The organism is Paenibacillus periandrae (assembly GCF_022458865.1).
GTDB lineage: Bacteria > Bacillota > Bacilli > Paenibacillales > NBRC-103111 > Paenibacillus_S > Paenibacillus_S periandrae.
In genome coordinates this window covers 83333-100871 of the sequence record NZ_JAJNMU010000032.1, presented here as the reverse complement: position 1 = coordinate 100871, position 17539 = coordinate 83333, and the positions used below count along the sequence as shown (strand labels likewise).

Below are 17539 nucleotides of genomic sequence, written 5' to 3'. Positions count from 1 at the left end.
GTATTCATTACAAGCCCCTTCGTTCATCGGCAGGAAGGCAAAGCAAACGTTGCTGATCCCTTCATCGATCCCCTAAATCTATAAATTACATAATATACCAAATGTACAGGCTACCTCTAAGTGGAGACCAACTTTTTGGCAAACTGAGCCCGAACATTGTTCAGAATATTCCAACTGTTGAGATGGATCAGTTTAATGCAACGCTAGTGATTTAAAGTACTATTTAATAAAAAAGATGAAGTTGCATATATGAAGGAATTCTACACAAAATTGGAATAATTCCCGGAGCATTAGAGACTGGGAATTTGTAAAGAAGGGAACAAGAGAAATTATTGATTTTATATAAAGGAGTTATATTTAAAATGACTATAAAAATAAAAAAGTGCAGCCTTGAAGATTTAGAGATACTTCAACAATTAAGTATTGAAACATTTAATGATACATTTAAAGATCAGAATTCACCTGAAAATATGAAAGCCTACCTGGTTAGAGCATTTAACTCTGAACAGTTGGAAAAGGAATTGTCCAATATTTCTTCAGAATTCTTTCTCATCTGTTTCAATGAAGAACTTGCTGGATATTTAAAGCTCAATATTAATGATGCCCAATCCGAAAAGATGGGTGATGAGTCACTCGAAATTGAGAGGATTTATATTAGATACAAATTTCAAGGAAAAGGGCTTGGAAAATACCTGCTAAACAAAGCGATGGAAATAGCCAATAGACAAAACAAAAAGATGATCTGGCTGGGCGTTTGGCAAAAGAATGAGAACGCAATTGTTTTTTATAAAAAAATGGGTTTTGTTCAAACTGGAGCTCACTCTTTTTATATGGGTGATGAAAAACAAATTGATTTTATAATGACCAAAACATTGATATAACATGACAGAGTGGTAAATTGGTATAGTAATAATAATTAAAATTGGATCTTTTACTAGTCCGGTCTTTTGCCTATTATTGGTTTACAATTAAAAACACATTATTAGAGAAAATAGCTTTGCTACATTGTTTTCTCAACATGATGGAACACCCTATGCTACTCATTTGCCATTAATTCTCGATAAAAATCATATGTATCTATACGGGTATTTTGCTCGTCCAAATCCTCAATGGAAAGACATTAGGAATCAAATTGTGTTAGCAGTATTTCATGGTCCTCATTGTTATATCTCCCCTTCTTGGTATGAGACGAATAAGTCAGTTCCAACATGGAACTATGTGACCGTGCATGTATACGGAGAAGTCGTACTTATTGATAACGAAAATGAGTTAATGGTTTCCTTAAATGATATGGTATTGAAGTACGAGACCCCTAATAGTTCCTACAGGCTGCAGGATATAGACCCCGACTTTCTAAGTGGTTTGAACAAAGGAGTTCAAGGCTTTAAAATGAAAATAAACAGAATAGAAGGGAAAGCAAAGTTAAGCCAAAACCATTCAATACAACGACAGGAATTGGTTATTCAAGAGCTAGAGAAGATCGAAAATGCAGACGAGCAAAAAATTTCTTCTCTTATGAAACAAAATCTTAGGTGATTCAGCTAAGGGGGACATGCTAGCTCAATTAGCCGTATATATTTTTACTTTATAATAAATCTCAAGAAAACCTGGGTCTATTGACGCCGGGTTCGCTGTCACATAAGTAATTACCATTAGCCAGCCACTTGTTTTTTTGTAGCAGACAATCATATCGAATTTCTCCAAGTGGACTAACTGTGTCGTACGAAAAGACTGGCTGAATAAGTTACATCTGGAGGTGCCGAAAATTTCCAGGCAAATTCGTTGACTATTCAAAGGGATTTTCTCAAAACTGTTGAACTATTGATTATAAGTAAATGTTGGAATAATATCTGGAGGTTCGTATGAAATTTCTAATCATCCAACCAAAACTTGAGAAGAACGTTTTTCAACTTGAGAGGGAACTGCGAAATACTTCTTCCGCTGATGTTGTAATTTTTCCAGAAGGTTATCTAAATGAAAATGTGGAACAAGCATGTATGCTAGCAAAGAATTATAACAAGATTTTAATTGGAGGGCATAGAAGGCTAAACGACAGTCCAAAGGATAGAGCCATAATTATTAACCGTTCCGGTGATATCGTTTTGGACAGGATTAAGTACAGTCAGACGACTTTTAAGTCGGTAGAGGGTTTAAAGATAGGACACATACTTTGTGATGAATTGGTCAAACAAGGAGTGAAGAGTGATGATACTCCTGACATTGACTTAATTGTACATCCAATCGGTGTAGGAATGTTCAGTGAGGAACAGTTCGACGAATGGATAAATGAAGCAAAAAAGATTGCTGTAGCATATAAATCAATGATTATTGGTACGAGTCACGCCGATGGCTCATTCAGAGGTAGTGATGTATCGATACCTATTGCATACTGTATTGATAAAAATGGAGATGCTATTTTTGTTTCTAAAAACGATGTACGAGCTCGGCTGTTGGATATTCAAACAAAAACCGTTTCTTTTCCTTAATTCCTCAAAGGACTAATCTGAAGCATTTTATTGGAAAAATTGTTTGTATTTAGTTCATTATTTGTGATAAAGTTTCACAGAGAAATAGATTTACATAGTTGAATGAGGAGTGGAGTCTGGATGGTAAAGGCTGTTTTCTTTGATTTGTTTGAGACACTCATAACAGAAAGGGAAAATGGGAGGACAATAGAGTTTGGCACTCCAGACAGCGTTTCTCCTGGACCGTCTCTAGGGATTAGTGAAGAATTATTTGAACGGGAATGGGTTGCCAGAAGACCAGGAAGGTTAAAAGGATATTTTGAAGATTACTTCATGGTATTGAAAGATATTTGCCATACGCTGAGTATTGATGTTGATGATGCAATCCTTCATTCACTAAATGAAAAACGAGTATCCACGAAGCTGCTGCTCTATCGTCAAATTGAACCCAATATTCTTAAGCTGCTTGAAGAATTAAAGCGAAGAGATATCAAAATTGGATTAGTTAGTAACTGCTCCTCAGAAGAAGTTCATGGTCTTTTTAATAGTGCTTTGGTAAGTTATATTGATGAGCTTGTACTTTCTTGCCAAGTCAAATGTTCGAAGCCACACAAAGAAATTTACATGTTGGCTTGCGATCAACTCAAAGTAGAGCCCTCTGAATCCATATTTATTGGTGATGGAGGTGCAAACGAACTGGTGGGTGCAACAAACGCAGGTATTAAGGCTTATCGTGCTACTTGGTTTATCAATAGAGGAACTAAAGCTGATGAATTTCAGCAAATTGCAGAACCCATGCATGTTCTAGACCTAATCTAAAACCTTGTAATCGACTAAATCCTGCTTATTTCATTGAAGTAACGAGAAACGTTAGAGTTGAATAATAGAAAAAAGCAGACCAAGTGTATTTCCAGTCTTGGTCTGTTTTTTGTTGATGCTCCCACGAAGAATACATTGAATACAGGTAAACAATGTGCTGACTTTTATGTATTACCCTATCTATGAAGACTTCGCATGATTAATAGCGGTCTCGATGTAGGCTTTCAAAGTCTTGATGAACGTGCGCATGGCGTATCCGACATATCTGTCGCTGCGGTAGATCAGACAAATGTCCTGAGAAGGCGTAGGATTCCTCAGGTGCACGACTTTGATGTCTGTATGGTGAAGATTATCCAGTAGCAATCGCGGCAGAACACTGGTACCAACTCCGCTCTGTACCATCTGGAGGAGGGAGGATAACGTTGTCGTCACTATATGCGGCTGCAGCGTAAATCCGTTATCCATGCAAAAGCGGTCGATCACCTTGCGGCATTGATGGTCGGGTGGGAACATGACCATCTTCAAGGCATGCAGCCTGTTCAAGGAGACGAAGTTCTCCGCAGCAAGGGGATCCTTCATACTTACCGCCAATGAGAACTCCTCATGAAACAGGGGAATTGATGTGAGGCGTTCATCGATAACAGGTCCAATGGTTACGCCGACATCGATGCTTCGGTCCAGAACTTGTTCTGTTACTTTCATGGTTTCCAGAAGGGACAGCGAGATGGTCGGATAGGTCTGGTGGAAATTCAATAGCAAGGCATTAAACATGAGATCCGCGTCACCGGGCAAGACACCGATGGATAGCGATCCGCCTTGCATCTGCTTCAGGTCAGCAATGGCGTCGCTCGCTTGCTGCAGATGTCCGAACACGGCAGCTCCATGTTGATGGAGAATCGCTCCGGCATCTGTAAGGACAATTGTTTTTCCCACACGATCGAACAACAGAACCCCTAATTCTTCTTCTAATCTCCTGATCTGCTGGCTGATGTTGGGTGCGCTGACTCCCATTTTTTCGGCTGCTCTCGTGAAGTGAAGCTCTTCACAAATTGCCATAAAATACTGTAGTTGTTTTAGCTCCATAGCTCACACCTGCTTTCAATCGCATCGCTGAATGCATGTTCAATGATTATTGTCACTCCATGTTCTTTATCTGTCAATAATAATCGTTAACTTATACTTAACGTTCCGGTAATGTCTACTGCATTGATGGAAAGTTCCATAAGACCTATACTTGGAACATATCAAGCGCTTCTCATTACAAAGGAGGAAATCAACATGTCTGAAATGATTATCAACACAGCAAAAATTGTGCGTCAAGTGGTACTGCAGCAGGTGCAAGCTATCCAAGAGGAATTGTTCGACATTCAAACGGCAGGCTTCAACAATACCATTCGTTGGAATGTCGGCCATATGATTTATTGGATGGATAAGTATTCTAGCCTAAGCTTCAGCTCTCCATCGGCTATACCGGGTTCGTATGATAAGCTGTATAACTCTGGAACAAAGCCTTTGGACTGGACGTTTGCCCCACCATCGAAGGAAGAGTTGGTCGAGATATTAACGGCACAGCTTTCACGCCTATCTGAGCTGACACCTGAGATGTTGGGCGAGAAGCTTTCAACTCCGTTTGCTATGGGACCGTTGCAATTCAACACCGCCGGAGAGTTGTTCAACTTCGCTCTGATTCACGAAGCTATTCACCTTGGAACGATATCGAGCCAGCTAAAGGTCCTGTCGCGCTAACCATAGAAAACCAAGAGTCCTTTTGCATGGCATCTCAACAATCAGATATTGATTCTTTAGGAGGTTTTTTCATGGAAAAATCCGTTAGCGCAGTCTCATCCCGAACTCTCGAAGTGTTTGATGCTTTTAGGCAGGCTTTCGAAACAGGGCATACAGTCGATTTCCTTAAGAAGGTTACGGAAGACTTTCATTTCTTCGTTCCGCTCCCGCTAGAGGGGTGGAATCACGAGCAGCAGGGTAAAGAGCGGTTCGAGGAATTGATCAGATTCGAGCGTTCAGTATTGCAGGTGCAGCTGACTCCGCTCATCGTGCTTGAAAATGAGGACAGCGGAATGGTGGTATTTCGCGCGGAAGGTTCGTTGAATGGACGGCCTTATCGCAATGAGCTTACGGTTGTTTTCGAGTTCGAGGCAGAGCGGATCCGCTCCTTCCGCGAATATGTAGGTATGCCGTTAAAAAACTATGAGACCCCATAATAGATATATAGATACTATCATGAACGGCAATCTTATGCCTTTAAAAAGCCGTGGAAAAGATATATCTTGCCCTCATCCACGATTTAAAGCTGTCGATAGCTTTCGACAGCTTTTGGTCATTCCAAATTTCTCATTACGTAAGATTTGCAGATCACGCTTTGAATGTTCAATTTGTTTTTTTAGCATAGCGAGTGTATGAATTTCCATCTTATGATAGCTTGTCAAAAACTAGATTCTTGAATTCGATTTTTCCGCAGAAGGCAAAGTGCGTAATGCTTCTACGTTCTTCCTCGCTGAGCTTCCCGAGATCGCTACCTTCAGCGGCTCCAGCAAATCGTCGGTCCATAATGCTGCGTACGATTTCGTCTAAGCTTTGTTCATTTTCATGTCGATGTTTGTAAAGCAAGGGCGTCCACTTTTTACCGAACTTTACATGTGTTCGTTCGTCGACGATATCGATCTCGGCAGTCATGCCGGAGATAATATCGGATTTAGCGTAAAAGCTGTCCATGGATTTCTTTTTGCGGCTAAACGAACACGATTCGCCAAACATCGTCAATTCCGCATAGAAATGCTCCAGCTCTTGGATTGCATCTTCGACAAAAGGAATAGGAAACTGTTTGATGTCGTAGCCCATTTGTTCTAGTCTACGAACGCCCATCTGATGGTGACGACACTCGTCCCAGATATGGCGGCTGAAATCGACGTAAAATTCAAAGGGCATGTCGTCCAGCCCATAGAAAACATAGCACATTGGATCGACTACCTGAATTTCCGTCATATAATGCCACATGAATATTTTCAGGTTGTCACGCACAGCTTCCGGTGGATTTGCGAAGTCTCCCTTAATCAACCAGTCGGGCATCGTTCTTTTTTTGGGTGCGGGTCCATAGGATTCCACATTCGGCTTGGCTGGTTTTGAAAAAGCGCCCAAATCTGCACGTCCATCTATGCCGTTCAGATGTCTGACGTATTCGCGTGCGTATTTGCGCCATCTTGTTACGCTTTCAAGAATGGCAGGCTCTTTCACAGAATCATGGATAAGGCGTTTGGCCCATTCGATCTGATCGCGTTTTTTTGGCAACAGCTCGATGATAAGCTCTAATGTCGGTGCGTCAAAGATCGGGTCGAGTGATTCGGTAAGTCGTTCCAATGCGTAGATGATTTCAGTTTTAACCTCAAGATACCAGCCTGCGAGGAACGCGTAGAAGTCGTCCGCTGCTGATACATCCTGTAGAAACTTCTGGATTTGAGGCGTAGGAATATGGATCTTGGCGTTTGCGGCAAGCTCTTCCTTGCGACCAAGAAGACGATTGGCACAGGTCATATCTATCCACATGTGTCGGCTAAGCTCGGACTTCCATCCAAGTTCCTTCGCTGCGGGAACCCAGCCGGCAATGAGTCGGGCTGAAGCCCAATCCAGAAAAATAAAACGATTCAAAAGTGAGATTTGTTCCGGCACACGCATCCAGTAATCCCCAAGTTTATTGCGCAATTCTTGCGATTCGAATCTCTCGATTTCAAATTGGACAGTCATTTGAACGCCATCCTTTCATCGTGATTTTGTTTAACTTAACTGATACAATTGTATAATAAAGGTAGGAAACGAGACTTGGTGGATTTAACGAACGAATTGGCGAATCCGACAGATTAGGGAGTGAGCGAGAAATCGTGGCAGACTTATACAAAAACGATAAGTTTTTAGAAAGCAAGGATTTTCTCTTTCATGCCGCTCCTTATCAAATTGAGAGCAACAAGACGATTCCTCCGCACACGCACGAGTTCGTGGAACTCGCCTTCATTACTCAGGGTGAGGGAGAGCATGAATACGAAGGGGAGTTGTTCCCGATATCGCAAGGAGACGTTTTCATCATCGAGCCGGGGAAGGAACATGCCTACCGCGTTGGAGAGAACGAGCAATTAAAGGTAGTCAATGTTTTATTCGTGCCTTCGCTTTTGATAGGGGAGCTCAAGGCATTGTCGAATGTGACTTCATTTATCGACTTCTACTACATGGAGCCATTCCTGCGGTCTAACGTATCCTTTCAATGCAAATTGACATTGAACTTGAGGCAGCAGTTCGAGCTTCGTGAGTTGATGGACCGGCTCATTCATGAATACAAATCCAAAGAAAGCGGTTATCGTTTCCTCATTAAGACCAAATTAATTGAGATTTTCATAACTCTAAGCCGAATATACGAGAAAAACAAGCAAAAGCCGCTTTCCTCCATCACAAGCGACAATGAAATGATTGAGCGGGTCTGTCAATTCATTGAGTTACGCCACGCCAGTCCGTTGACGCTTGAGCAAGTGAGCTCGATGGCAGGCATGAGCCAAAGTAAATTCACCGCGTTGTTCCGTGGGGTAGTAGGCAAGACGTTTTTGGAATATCGTAACGATATTCGCATTCGATTCGCTAAGTGTCTACTGGAGACGACCGACGACAAAATCATTCATGTCGCCAAAGAAATCGGCTTCGATGATCTTAGTCATTTTAACCGATTGTTCAAGCAAATGGTCGGTGTGTCGCCTGGAACATATCGTCGGAAGGCGGTCACGGGACAGGTTACAAACAGCTGACGGCTATGACAAAAAAGATAAAATGACAGATATTCAAGTTCTAAGCTACTTTTGAGCCATAGGGATGCCCATTCGGAAGATGCAGCAGTTGAAAATGAAGCAGACCGCTACGGCAGTCTGCTTTTTCGTTGATGAGTGAAATTATATAAGGCAATTTTCTGTGTAATTGATTCTTTCGTTCACCACTTCTATGAGATGCGAAATCCTGAATGAACAAGTCATCAAACTATAAAAGCGTCTTTAAATATGGTAATCTTTTCATATAAACAATCGATACGAAATTACATTGCATCGAACGAGAAACAAATGTGATACAAAACATTATAACTATTTTTGTAGGAGGATACTGATGTCTACATTGAAGAAAGGCCAGAAGTCGGATATTACCAAAAACAATCCTGCGATCGGCGATATTGTCGTCGGAATGGGCTGGAAGGTAGGCGCCGACATCGATGTCGATTTCTCAGCATTCCTGCTTTGTCCAGACGGGAAGGTGGTTGGTGATGCTGACCTGATTTTCTATGGCAATCCGAGGTCTGTGGATGGTTCGGTCATCATCGCTGGCGACGCCAAGTCAAGCTTTGGTGGCACTATCGATCGCGAGCAGGTGCTCGTTAAACTAAAGCACGTACCTGCTGAGTTGGATCGCATTTCTTTTACACTGACCATTTACGAGGGAGACGCAAGAAAACAAAACTTTTCTCGGGTGGACGATGCTTATATACGTGTTATAAACATTTCGTCTGGAACTGAATTGCTTCGCTATGATATCGGTAAAGATTTTTCCGTAGAAACTGCTATCGTCATCGGAGATTTGTATAGATACCACGGAGAATGGAAGTTTAACGCCGTCGGTTCCGGCTACTCGGGCGGCCTCGGCGCACTCTGCGGTAGATTCGGCATCAAGCTGCAGGATGAAACACCTTCGGCACAGCCGAAGCCTGAGTCGGCGGGTATTCAGTCAGCCCCACAGCCTCAGGTTACCAAACCGTCCGAACCAGCATCGCAGTTGTCCAAGCCAGCTCCAGCTGCTCCGCCGATCCGCCAGAGCAAAATTTCACTGACCAAGCGGAACGGAGCAATCAACCTGCAGAGAGGTACCGACTCGCTTGGTGAAATTGTTGTCAACCTGAACTGGAACCGTCAGAAGAGCTCTGGCGGCGGGTTCTTTAAGCGGCGGAGCGTTAGCGATGTCGACCTCGATCTGGCCTGCTTGTTCGAGATGAAGAACGGCAGAAAGGGCGTCGTCCAGGCGCTCGGTAGACAATTCGGCAGTTATGCTTACTCACCCTACATATCGCTGGATGGCGATGATCGAACAGGCGTCAAAGCCAACGGTGAGAATCTGCGTATCAACGGCAACAAGGTCGGCCAGATCAAGCGGATTCTCGTGTTCGCTTTCATCTATGAGGGTGTAAATAACTGGTCTCAAGCTGATGGCGTCGTGACGATTAAGCAGGCGGGCGGTCCAGATATCGAAGTGCGGCTTGACCAGCATGACAACCGCAAGGGTACTTGTGCAATCGCCATGATTGAGAATGTAGACGGCCAGACTTTTAGTATCAAACGGCTTGTCAAATATTACAGCGGCCATATCGAACTAGATAAGGCTTATAATTGGGGAATACAATGGGGAGCACCCAGCGAAAAATAAGGGATTGTTGCTTCTGTCTGATCACGAGGGTATCTTTTGTACATGCAGGGGGATAAAATGAAAATTGTTGTTGCAACTGATTCAGACTATGGATACATACGAGACCGTGACCATCATATTGTAGAGAGCTTAATATTGCCCAAGATAAAAGAAAATCAAATATATATACTGCGCAACCAAGATGAAAATAATATCGGATGGATGAGGTATGGATATTTCTGGGATAACACACCCTTTTTGAATATGATTTGGATCGACGAACAATATCGAGGTAAGGGTGTAGGCAAGCAAGTCGTTCACTTTTGGGAAGATGAAATGAAACAAAAAGGTTTCAAATTGGTCATGACGTCAACTCTGGCTAATGAAGAGGCACAGCACTTCTACAGAAAGTTAGGATACCGGGATGCAGGATGTTTATTACTGGAAAATGAGCCATTGGAAATCATGCTAACTAAAATAATAAATTAAATAGAAATTTAAGTACGGACACAAGAGGTGATTTCAATGCTCAACCCAAACGACAATAACGGCAAAACCGTTAGCACGGACATGAATAGCACCCGTACCAAAACGCTAGGCGTTTATCTGAAATCACGCCGGGCTCAGCTGCAGCCAGAACAGGCGGGGCTGACAAGGTCGCACGGACAGCGCCGAACACCGGGCTTGCGGCGGGAGGAGGTCGCGATTTTGGCAGGAGTTAGTGCGACCTACTATACGTGGCTGGAGCAGGGACGGGAAGTTGCAGTGTCCCGGGATGTGATCGAAAGCATTGGCAGGGCGCTGCAGCTGAGCTCGGACGAACACGTGCATTTGCTCGGGCTCTGGAACGCCAACGAGCCTGAAACGGTGACGCCGATTACGACGGAAGTAAAGCCGCAGTGGCAAGAGATCGTTAATCAGATGGCTTTTCCTTGTTTTATCAGCAATGATCGGGCCGAACTGTTGGCGTGGAACCGCGCGGTCGATGAACGGATCGCGGATTTTTCCTCGCGACCTCCGGAGCAGCGGAATATGATGGTTATGCTGTTCACTGATCCGGAGATGCGCAGCCGCCTGGTCAACTGGGAAGAGATGGCGGCGCATTCGGTGGCCATTTTTCGCACTTCATTCGATAAATACTCGCATGACCCGTGGTTCGCGCAGTTTGTTGCCGAGCTCTCCAGGGAAAGTTCTGAATTTGCCGCCTTGTGGAAGCTGCATCGCGTGGAAATTAAAAAGGTAACCCGGGTTTTCTACAGCATGCCCGGCGATAATCAAGTTCTTGCCTATGACATCAATTCGTTGGCATTTACGGTGGATCATCCCGATCTTCATTTGTGCATTTATTCTCCGGCGGTGGACTAGCGTCATACAGGAACTGTGAACTGTCGCCCTGACTGAGTTGTACATTCTCTTTGCTCCGGGAGTTAATAAGCTGCGATCCTGGTAGTCCTGTTACTAGTAAAAGCGTACTGTGGCTGCTCTCGGAAATGCGGTTTAAAATAAGATCATGCTTTAGCTGAGCATATTCGAACTTGCGGAAAAGAGGCTTACTAAGATGGAGAAAGAGATAACACAGCGAAAATTGGGCAGTCTTGGGCTTGAAGTATCAGCCCTTGGTCTTGGCACGATGATGATGCCAGACAACGAAGAGTCGGTACACACTATTCACGGTGCGCTTGATCTTGGCGTCACGCTGTTCGATACGGCGGATATTTACGGTGATGGATTTATGGAAGGAAAGTTCGGCGGTAACGAGCGGATGGTCGGCCGTGCCTTGAAAGGGCGTCGGGACAAAGCGGTGATTGCGACTAAATTTGGTATCGTTTCGCCGGATCTGAAAGCGCACGGACACCCGGCTTATGTCAAAAAATCAGTCGACGCCAGCCTTCTTCAGCTTGGCATCGATTATATCGACCTGTACTATCAGCATCGCATCGATCCGAATACGCCGATCGAGGAGACGGTAGGCGCCATGGCGGAGCTCGTCCAGGAAGGCAAAGTTCGCTATATCGGCCTGTCGGAAGCTACAGCCGATCAGATTCGCCGTGCGCATGCGGTTCATCCGATTACTGCGGTGGAAACCGAATATTCACTGTGGAGCCGCGAAGTGGAAAACGAGGTGCTGCCGGTTTTGAATGAGCTTGGCATCGGCTTTGTACCGTACAGTCCGCTCGGACGCGGTTTCCTGACTGGACAAATCCGGACCTTCGACGATCTGCCCGAAAACGACTATCGCCGCTACTTCCCACGCTTCCAGGGTGATAACTTCACCAAAAATCTGGAGGTCGTAGCCCTGATCGAGCAGTTTGCTGCCCGCAAAGGCTGCACACCGTCCCAACTGGCTCTTGCTTGGCTGCTCGCGCAGGGCGAGCAGATTGTTCCGATTCCCGGTACAAAGCGGCTGGACCGTGTGCGGGAAAATATCCGCTCGCTGTATGTGACGATCTCTGCAGAGGAGCAGGAGGAGATCGAGCGCATTTCCCCGAAAGGCATTGCTGCGGGAGAGCGCTATCCGACCTTTTTACAAGCTTGATCCCGGTCAAATGAAAGATTAATTGAACTCTTCTAACAAATACGGATGATTTAGGGTTAATCGTAAAGAGTTTGAAAAAAATGTATTTTTATTCATATAAATGAATAAAGACAGACGGGCGATAGTGTTTATCGCCCGTCTGTTTTTATAATAGTCGCTAAAGTTTGCTATTCTAACAGATCTTCGATATTCAGTGTGATCCCGGCCAAGAGTCAGGACGTTCGCGCCCATGGGCTTGGGCGGCGGATTGTGCTTTCGCAATATTTGACCGCCGTGCAGTCTGCCGCTAGCACCGTAGCGGCAGTTTTTTGGCGTCTTGCATCAGCTTTTTATAATTTGCTCTGAGCCTCTTTTACAGCGCGTCGCAGCGTTAATAAATCATGCTCTGCTTCCAGATATTCATTGTTGCCGCCCCGGAACTCCAAGGACCAGCATCCTTTGTAGCCGGCTTGGCGAAACAGCTGTATCTTTTGCAGCAGCTCCTGTCCCGCAAAATCTACAAAAGCCCGGTCGAACTGAACGTGAGCCGTGAAGGGGGCAACCAATTCGTCTCCAATTTCCTGATCTGTCAACCAACGGCTCACATTGAGTACAATGCCAAATCCGGGAGAGGAAATTTCTGCACATAGCCGTTTAAGATTTTGTGGGACTTGAGACCCCTTCTGGTGAGTCTGCGGACCAACCCGAAAGCCATGTTCATGGGCATACTGCGCGTATTCCCGGTAACGTTGGACACAAAGCTCAAATTGCTCATTTGTCAGCTCTAGTGCATTTACGCCCATATCAATCCGCAGCGTTTGAACACCCCACCTGCGAGCAATGTCAAGGTATAGGAGCGCCTTGTGATAGCGCTGTTCACGAATGTCAGGATCGTCATGCCAAATGTCGGCGCCATCTACAGCAAGGCTCGCAACGGTCAATCCTTCTTCGTCCAAGGTTTCCTTGATGCTCTGTATGTAACCATCCTCCGTAGATAGCAGCATGCCGCTCCAAATATCTGCATGATGAAGCCGATAGCGGTATTTGATGCTTTCCAAATAGCCGAATAGATTGATTTTCCCTGCTTTGAACAAAGCGTGGAATGACCATGAACCGATCGAAAACGCTTCCATGCGAACCACTTCCCTATTAGTTATTAGTCCTTCAGTCTGTAACTCACAAAAGCCAGCTGTCTGCTGTCAGGTGCCCAGGAGTTGACGTTGATAGTGCCCTGCCCACCGAACAGCCTGACCAGTGTACGGAATTCGCCTCCAGAGCTGGACATTAAGCGGATTTCTACATCTTTGTTTGCTGGATGGTCGCCAGGGGCAACGTCGCCCTTGCGGTAAGCGATAAAGGCAACCGATTGTCCGTCGGGTGAGACATGGGGGAACCAATTGTTGCTCTCGTCGAATGTCATCTGTTCTTGCTCGCTCCCGTCTGCCTTCATGCGCCACACCTGCATGAGACCCGTCCGTACCGAATTGAACCAAATGTAGGTGCCGTCCGGCGAATATTCCGGGCCATCATTAAGTCCGGGAGAATCGGTCAATCGTGTCTCCGTGCCGCCGTATGTTGGAATGGTGTAGATATCATACTCACCGTTGCGCTCTGCACAATAAGCTAACGTGCTTCCGTCAGGAGACCAGCCGTGCAAATAACTGGGAGCGAGTGGCGTGACAAGAATTGGATGACCTCCCTGCAGGGGGAACGTGTAGATGCGGGACTGACCGTCTTCATAAGTGTGATGGCTTACCGCGACGTTCGAGTTATCCGGAGACAGCACATGGTCGTTGTTGCATTGAATGGCGTATCCGGAATCGATCACGGTACTTTCCCTCGTTGCCATGTCAAAGGAGTAGAGGCGGCCCAAGCTGTTATATATGAGTCGTTTCCCGTCGTTAGTCCAGTTAGGAGCCTCAATCAAGAAATCGAATTCGGCTAATACGCTGCGTTCGCCGCTTTGCACATCTACGGTTTCCAGAATGCTGTATACATTTCTGCCTGTAATTTTGCGAGGTTCTTTTAAAGTATTCATCGTTTGTCCTCCCTTTGGTCCATAGTTATCATTATTTGGTTTTCGTGCTTGCTGAAGCGGCTCTTATTTGTTCAAGGAAATTACGAATTTGTTCAAAAGGCGGCTTGGCGAGCTGGCTCGGATGATTAGGATCGCTATTCACCCAAAGCGTCTCAAGCGGAATATGTCCACGATAGTTGCTGTAGCGGATGCGAGTAAACAGCTCTTCAAGATCTACCTGAACATCCGTATCGGGAGAGGTTGGTTTTTTCTTGACCTGAAAGTTTACGGTATAGGGAAGCACGGCTTCGATATCGTCATACCAGCTATAGCCAATTCCGGTACGATCCCCGAATCTTTTGTAGCAGCCTGTATCATTCACCACGCCGATATTGGGATGATCCGCCCACTTGAGAATTCGGATCACCTGGTCAGCTGTTGAAGTCATGTCTCCATGATTTTGCATACCGATCTTGACACCTTGTAGAGCGCCGTAATCGGCACATGCTTGTAGGGCGGGCACAATTCTTTCTTTTGCAAGCGTTTCCCAGTCTGTGCTTAAAATGTCCTTGGAGATTTCTCCTGTGAACACACGGATGACAGGTGCTCCCATGACGGCAGCGACATCAATCCAATACTTGACACGTTGTATATCCAAAGCCCGTCTTGCTTCGCTAGGGTCAGCAAAATCGTTCTTTACACCCGTTCCACTGATGGCGATCCCAAGCTCTCCACATAGCTGCTTAATATTTCGGGCATAGGCAAAAATCTCTTCGTCGGATTTGGTGGGCATTGTGAGATTATCATACCCGGGTATGTAATACGAGGTAATATCCACGGAATCAAACCCGGCTTCTTTGGCGAATCGGATAGCTTGCATAGTATCGATGGGAGGTGCGCCTTCTGTACTGCCATTCAACCATGAGCTCAAATTATGACTGAAGCTGTAAAAGTTAAGGCCGAGCTTATAATCACCTGTGTAATATGATTCTCTGCGGCTGTCAACCAGATAATGGCTGGTAGGAATTTGTTCATAAACGTTAGCGAACTGATCTTCTGTAGTTGGCATCGGACTCATGTTATTGCTCCTCTCCATGCTTTCCCATATTAACAATGCTAGTATACTCTATTTTGATAGTGAAGCCTGAATCAATCTTTTGATTTCTAATTCAATAGTATGATGAAGGGCTCAATTTCTTATCATTTGTAATATGAATTCATTAATTGATGATGTTCTATTGGTTTATATAGATTTTATCTATTACATTAATCAAAATAACAAATAAAATTGATATTCATCTGACATTTCTTCGTTACAGTTATGAATAGGAAACCAAGCTTGTGATGGAGGAGATTTATGTATGAGGATCAGAGAATTACGATTATATCGGGGTTGGTTGGACAGGGGACGGGCGGCTATTCAAACTTCGACTCTCACACTCACTGTAAGAAAAAAACTGTTGGGATCCTTTTTAGTATTGATTGTACTACTGGGTGTACTTGGATGGATCAGTATGAGCCGAATAGCGTCGATGCAGCAGGAAAACGAGAAAATCACGAGCTCCTGGTTATTTAGTATAGAAACGATTAACAGGATCAATTTGCTGGCTGAACAAATGCTGGCTCTGCAGGCAACGATGATTATGGAGCCAAATGAGGATAATAAAAAGCAGTTTATGCCTGAGGCTGGAAAGCTGTTCACGGCGGTTGAAGGCAATATGGAGCAGTATGCAACCAAGATCAGAAGCCAAGAGGAGCAGGCTTATTTCGATGCTTTAACTAAAGCGTGGAGGAATTACAAGGATTATTATTCGGATGCTTTTGTTTTGTCAACGAGAGTGAACTTCGTAGAAGGCTCCGGCACGTATGCAGGTCAAATTACGAAGATGCTTACCAGCTCGCAGGGTGCTTATCAGACGATGCAAAATCAGATTAATCTGTTAGTCAAACTGAATCATGATGGCGCAATGGCCTCCACGGAGGAGAGCAAGCGACTATATCAAAATGCGCTGCGGGATACGATTATCACACTTCTTATTGCTGTAGCGGCAGCCTTCGGCTTATCGATGCTGATATCCAACCATTTTGCCAATCCGGTCAGGCAGGTATCGTTAGCGCTGCAGCGAATAGCGGAGGGTGATCTGACGCTGAACAATCTGCAAGTGAACAATCGTGATGAAATCGGTCAGTTGGTGAATTCCCTGAACAAGATGTCTTTGAATCTGCGGAAACTTTTGCTGCAAATACAAGGCGCATCTATCCATGTAGCTGCTTCCTCTGAACAGCTTCTGGCAAGCTCGGAGAAAAATGCCAAGGCGGCTGAGCACGTCACCCAGTCTGTTCAAATCGTAGCTGCGGGATCAGAGAACCAGATGCAAAGTGCAACGGAAACCAGCATGGCGATGGAAGAAATGACCATGGGTGCGCTGCGGATTGCTCAGTCTACGGCTGAAGTCTCAGAGCTGGCTATCGAAACGTCTCGCCAAGCCGAGGCAGGAAACAACACGATGCAAGCTTTTGTTGGTATTATGAACAACATTAGTGAGTCGGTCAGACGCTCTGGAGAAGAGATGCAGCGTTTGGAAGGTCATTCTCATGAAATTGGATCGATCACGAAGCTGATCGGCGATATAGCCAAGCAAACGGTCATGCTGGCGCTGAATGCAGCCATTGAATCGGCAAGAGCGGGGGAGCACGGACGCGGGTTCGCAGTCGTTTCCCAAGAAGTTCGTAAGCTGGCAGAGCAATCCAATGCAGCTGTTAAACAAATTACGGACATTATTAATAAAATTCAAAACGATACCCAGTATGCGGCAGGCACGATGAGACAAGGCTTGCACGCTGTAGAGCAAGGAATCACAGCTATCGAAAACGTAAGCAGCTCGTTTTCAATCATTGTACAGTCCACAGAGAATGTAACCGATAAAATTCAGGATGCAGCCTCCGCTGCTCAGCAAATGGCAGCCAGCTCTCAGCATGTGTCAGCATCTATCCTTGAAATGAGCAGTATCGCCAGAACCTCCTCCTCTTCTGCCAAAACCGTGGCGGCCACAACAGACGGACAGCTCGTTTCCGTTAACGAGATTACGGCATCTGCCTACTCTTTAAGCCATGTAGCTCAGGATTTGAGTGATCTGGTTGGCAGCTTTAAGGTAACTGCGGAATAGTCACTCGACTGCGCTTACCGAATAGTGATATACGAACAGAGCAAGCCTGTGAAATCAGGCTCTTTCTGTTTTTTTCTTCTTCATGTATAATATGGAAAAACCTCTGGGATACAGGAGAAAG

At 45.0% G+C, this 17539-nt stretch carries 17 protein-coding genes; 12 read left to right on the top strand and 5 right to left on the bottom strand.

The annotated features are described in order from the left end of the window. The first annotated feature begins 362 nt into the window (after positions 1-362). The 4 genes from paiA (at position 363) to LRL21_RS38145 (ending at position 3284) form a co-directional block, all read left to right on the top strand. Positions 363-881, top strand: coding sequence for a spermidine/spermine N(1)-acetyltransferase (gene paiA, locus LRL21_RS38160; RefSeq protein WP_240421046.1), 519 nt, complete (start codon positions 363-365; stop codon positions 879-881). A 97-nt stretch (positions 882-978) separates the two neighbouring features. Then, positions 979-1536 (top strand): FMN-binding negative transcriptional regulator, encoded by a 558-nt coding sequence (locus tag LRL21_RS38155; protein WP_240421049.1) that lies wholly within the window; start codon positions 979-981, stop codon positions 1534-1536. Positions 1537-1862: 326 nt separating this feature from the next. Beyond that, positions 1863-2486, top strand: a complete 624-nt coding sequence (locus LRL21_RS38150) for a hypothetical protein (RefSeq protein WP_240421045.1) — start codon at positions 1863-1865, stop codon at positions 2484-2486. Between the two features lie 120 nt (positions 2487-2606). After that, positions 2607-3284, top strand: a complete 678-nt coding sequence (locus LRL21_RS38145; RefSeq protein WP_240421044.1) for an HAD family hydrolase — start codon at positions 2607-2609, stop codon at positions 3282-3284. 180 nt (positions 3285-3464) lie between these two features. On the opposite strand, the gene LRL21_RS38140 is transcribed toward LRL21_RS38145, so the two are convergent. Continuing rightward, positions 3465-4367 (bottom strand): LysR family transcriptional regulator, encoded by a 903-nt coding sequence (locus tag LRL21_RS38140; protein WP_240421043.1) that lies wholly within the window; start codon positions 4365-4367, stop codon positions 3465-3467. A 195-nt stretch (positions 4368-4562) separates the two neighbouring features. On the opposite strand from LRL21_RS38140, the gene LRL21_RS38135 reads away from it, so the two are divergent. Together LRL21_RS38135 and LRL21_RS38130 are read left to right on the top strand one after the other, a co-directional pair. Next, complete coding sequence (locus LRL21_RS38135) at positions 4563-5030, top strand: DinB family protein (protein ID WP_240421042.1); 468 nt, start codon at positions 4563-4565, stop codon at positions 5028-5030. Positions 5031-5101: 71 nt separating this feature from the next. Continuing rightward, complete coding sequence (locus tag LRL21_RS38130; RefSeq protein WP_240421041.1) at positions 5102-5506, top strand: nuclear transport factor 2 family protein; 405 nt, start codon at positions 5102-5104, stop codon at positions 5504-5506. Between the two features lie 208 nt (positions 5507-5714). Here the strand turns inward: LRL21_RS38130 and LRL21_RS38125 are convergent, their stop codons facing one another. Next, positions 5715-7043, bottom strand: coding sequence for a DUF455 family protein (locus tag LRL21_RS38125; RefSeq protein WP_240421040.1), 1329 nt, complete (start codon positions 7041-7043; stop codon positions 5715-5717). A 134-nt stretch (positions 7044-7177) separates the two neighbouring features. On the opposite strand from LRL21_RS38125, the gene LRL21_RS46500 reads away from it, so the two are divergent. The 5 genes from LRL21_RS46500 (at position 7178) to LRL21_RS38100 (ending at position 12255) form a co-directional block, all read left to right on the top strand. Next, on the top strand, positions 7178-8086 hold the full coding sequence (locus LRL21_RS46500) for a helix-turn-helix domain-containing protein (RefSeq protein WP_240421039.1): 909 nt from the start codon (positions 7178-7180) through the stop codon (positions 8084-8086). 349 nt (positions 8087-8435) lie between these two features. Beyond that, positions 8436-9740 (top strand): TerD family protein, encoded by a 1305-nt coding sequence (locus tag LRL21_RS38115; protein ID WP_420832540.1) that lies wholly within the window; start codon positions 8436-8438, stop codon positions 9738-9740. A gap of 57 nt (positions 9741-9797) precedes the next feature. Beyond that, complete coding sequence (locus tag LRL21_RS38110; RefSeq protein ID WP_240421038.1) at positions 9798-10208, top strand: GNAT family N-acetyltransferase; 411 nt, start codon at positions 9798-9800, stop codon at positions 10206-10208. A gap of 36 nt (positions 10209-10244) precedes the next feature. Further along, positions 10245-11084 carry a helix-turn-helix transcriptional regulator gene (locus tag LRL21_RS38105; RefSeq protein ID WP_240421037.1) on the top strand — a complete coding sequence of 280 codons (840 nt, stop codon included), beginning with the start codon at positions 10245-10247 and terminating at the stop codon, positions 11082-11084. A gap of 205 nt (positions 11085-11289) precedes the next feature. Continuing rightward, on the top strand, positions 11290-12255 hold the full coding sequence (locus LRL21_RS38100) for an aldo/keto reductase (protein WP_420832543.1): 966 nt from the start codon (positions 11290-11292) through the stop codon (positions 12253-12255). Positions 12256-12584: 329 nt separating this feature from the next. Here LRL21_RS38100 and LRL21_RS38095 read toward each other — a convergent pair whose 3' ends face one another. From LRL21_RS38095 to LRL21_RS38085, 3 genes are read right to left on the bottom strand one after another with little or no spacing between them, the layout of a single operon-like run. Continuing rightward, on the bottom strand, positions 12585-13367 hold the full coding sequence (locus tag LRL21_RS38095; protein ID WP_240421035.1) for a sugar phosphate isomerase/epimerase family protein: 783 nt from the start codon (positions 13365-13367) through the stop codon (positions 12585-12587). A 23-nt stretch (positions 13368-13390) separates the two neighbouring features. Further along, on the bottom strand, positions 13391-14272 hold the full coding sequence (locus LRL21_RS38090; protein WP_240421034.1) for a TolB family protein: 882 nt from the start codon (positions 14270-14272) through the stop codon (positions 13391-13393). A 31-nt stretch (positions 14273-14303) separates the two neighbouring features. Then, entirely contained in the window at positions 14304-15329 is a 1026-nt protein-coding gene (locus LRL21_RS38085; protein ID WP_240421033.1) for a sugar phosphate isomerase/epimerase family protein, read from the bottom strand. Between the two features lie 283 nt (positions 15330-15612). Here LRL21_RS38085 and LRL21_RS38080 point away from each other — a divergent pair, with 283 nt between their 5' ends. Further along, positions 15613-17418: a methyl-accepting chemotaxis protein gene (locus LRL21_RS38080; protein WP_240421032.1), complete on the top strand. Its 1806-nt coding sequence runs from the start codon at positions 15613-15615 to the stop codon at positions 17416-17418. Positions 17419-17539 lie beyond the last annotated feature (121 nt).

Coding starts and splice junctions, on each gene's coding strand:
- paiA (WP_240421046.1), top strand. CDS start 363: ATGACTATAAAAATAAAAAAGTGCAGCCTTGAAGATTTAGAGATACTT.
- LRL21_RS38150 (WP_240421045.1), top strand. CDS start 1,863: ATGAAATTTCTAATCATCCAACCAAAACTTGAGAAGAACGTTTTTCAA.
- LRL21_RS38145 (WP_240421044.1), top strand. CDS start 2,607: ATGGTAAAGGCTGTTTTCTTTGATTTGTTTGAGACACTCATAACAGAA.
- LRL21_RS38140 (WP_240421043.1), bottom strand. CDS start 4,367: ATGGAGCTAAAACAACTACAGTATTTTATGGCAATTTGTGAAGAGCTT.
- LRL21_RS38135 (WP_240421042.1), top strand. CDS start 4,563: ATGTCTGAAATGATTATCAACACAGCAAAAATTGTGCGTCAAGTGGTA.
- LRL21_RS38130 (WP_240421041.1), top strand. CDS start 5,102: ATGGAAAAATCCGTTAGCGCAGTCTCATCCCGAACTCTCGAAGTGTTT.
- LRL21_RS38125 (WP_240421040.1), bottom strand. CDS start 7,043: ATGACTGTCCAATTTGAAATCGAGAGATTCGAATCGCAAGAATTGCGC.
- LRL21_RS38115 (WP_420832540.1), top strand. CDS start 8,436: ATGTCTACATTGAAGAAAGGCCAGAAGTCGGATATTACCAAAAACAAT.
- LRL21_RS38110 (WP_240421038.1), top strand. CDS start 9,798: ATGAAAATTGTTGTTGCAACTGATTCAGACTATGGATACATACGAGAC.
- LRL21_RS38105 (WP_240421037.1), top strand. CDS start 10,245: ATGCTCAACCCAAACGACAATAACGGCAAAACCGTTAGCACGGACATG.
- LRL21_RS38095 (WP_240421035.1), bottom strand. CDS start 13,367: ATGGAAGCGTTTTCGATCGGTTCATGGTCATTCCACGCTTTGTTCAAA.
- LRL21_RS38090 (WP_240421034.1), bottom strand. CDS start 14,272: ATGAATACTTTAAAAGAACCTCGCAAAATTACAGGCAGAAATGTATAC.
- LRL21_RS38085 (WP_240421033.1), bottom strand. CDS start 15,329: ATGAGTCCGATGCCAACTACAGAAGATCAGTTCGCTAACGTTTATGAA.
- LRL21_RS38080 (WP_240421032.1), top strand. CDS start 15,613: ATGAGGATCAGAGAATTACGATTATATCGGGGTTGGTTGGACAGGGGA.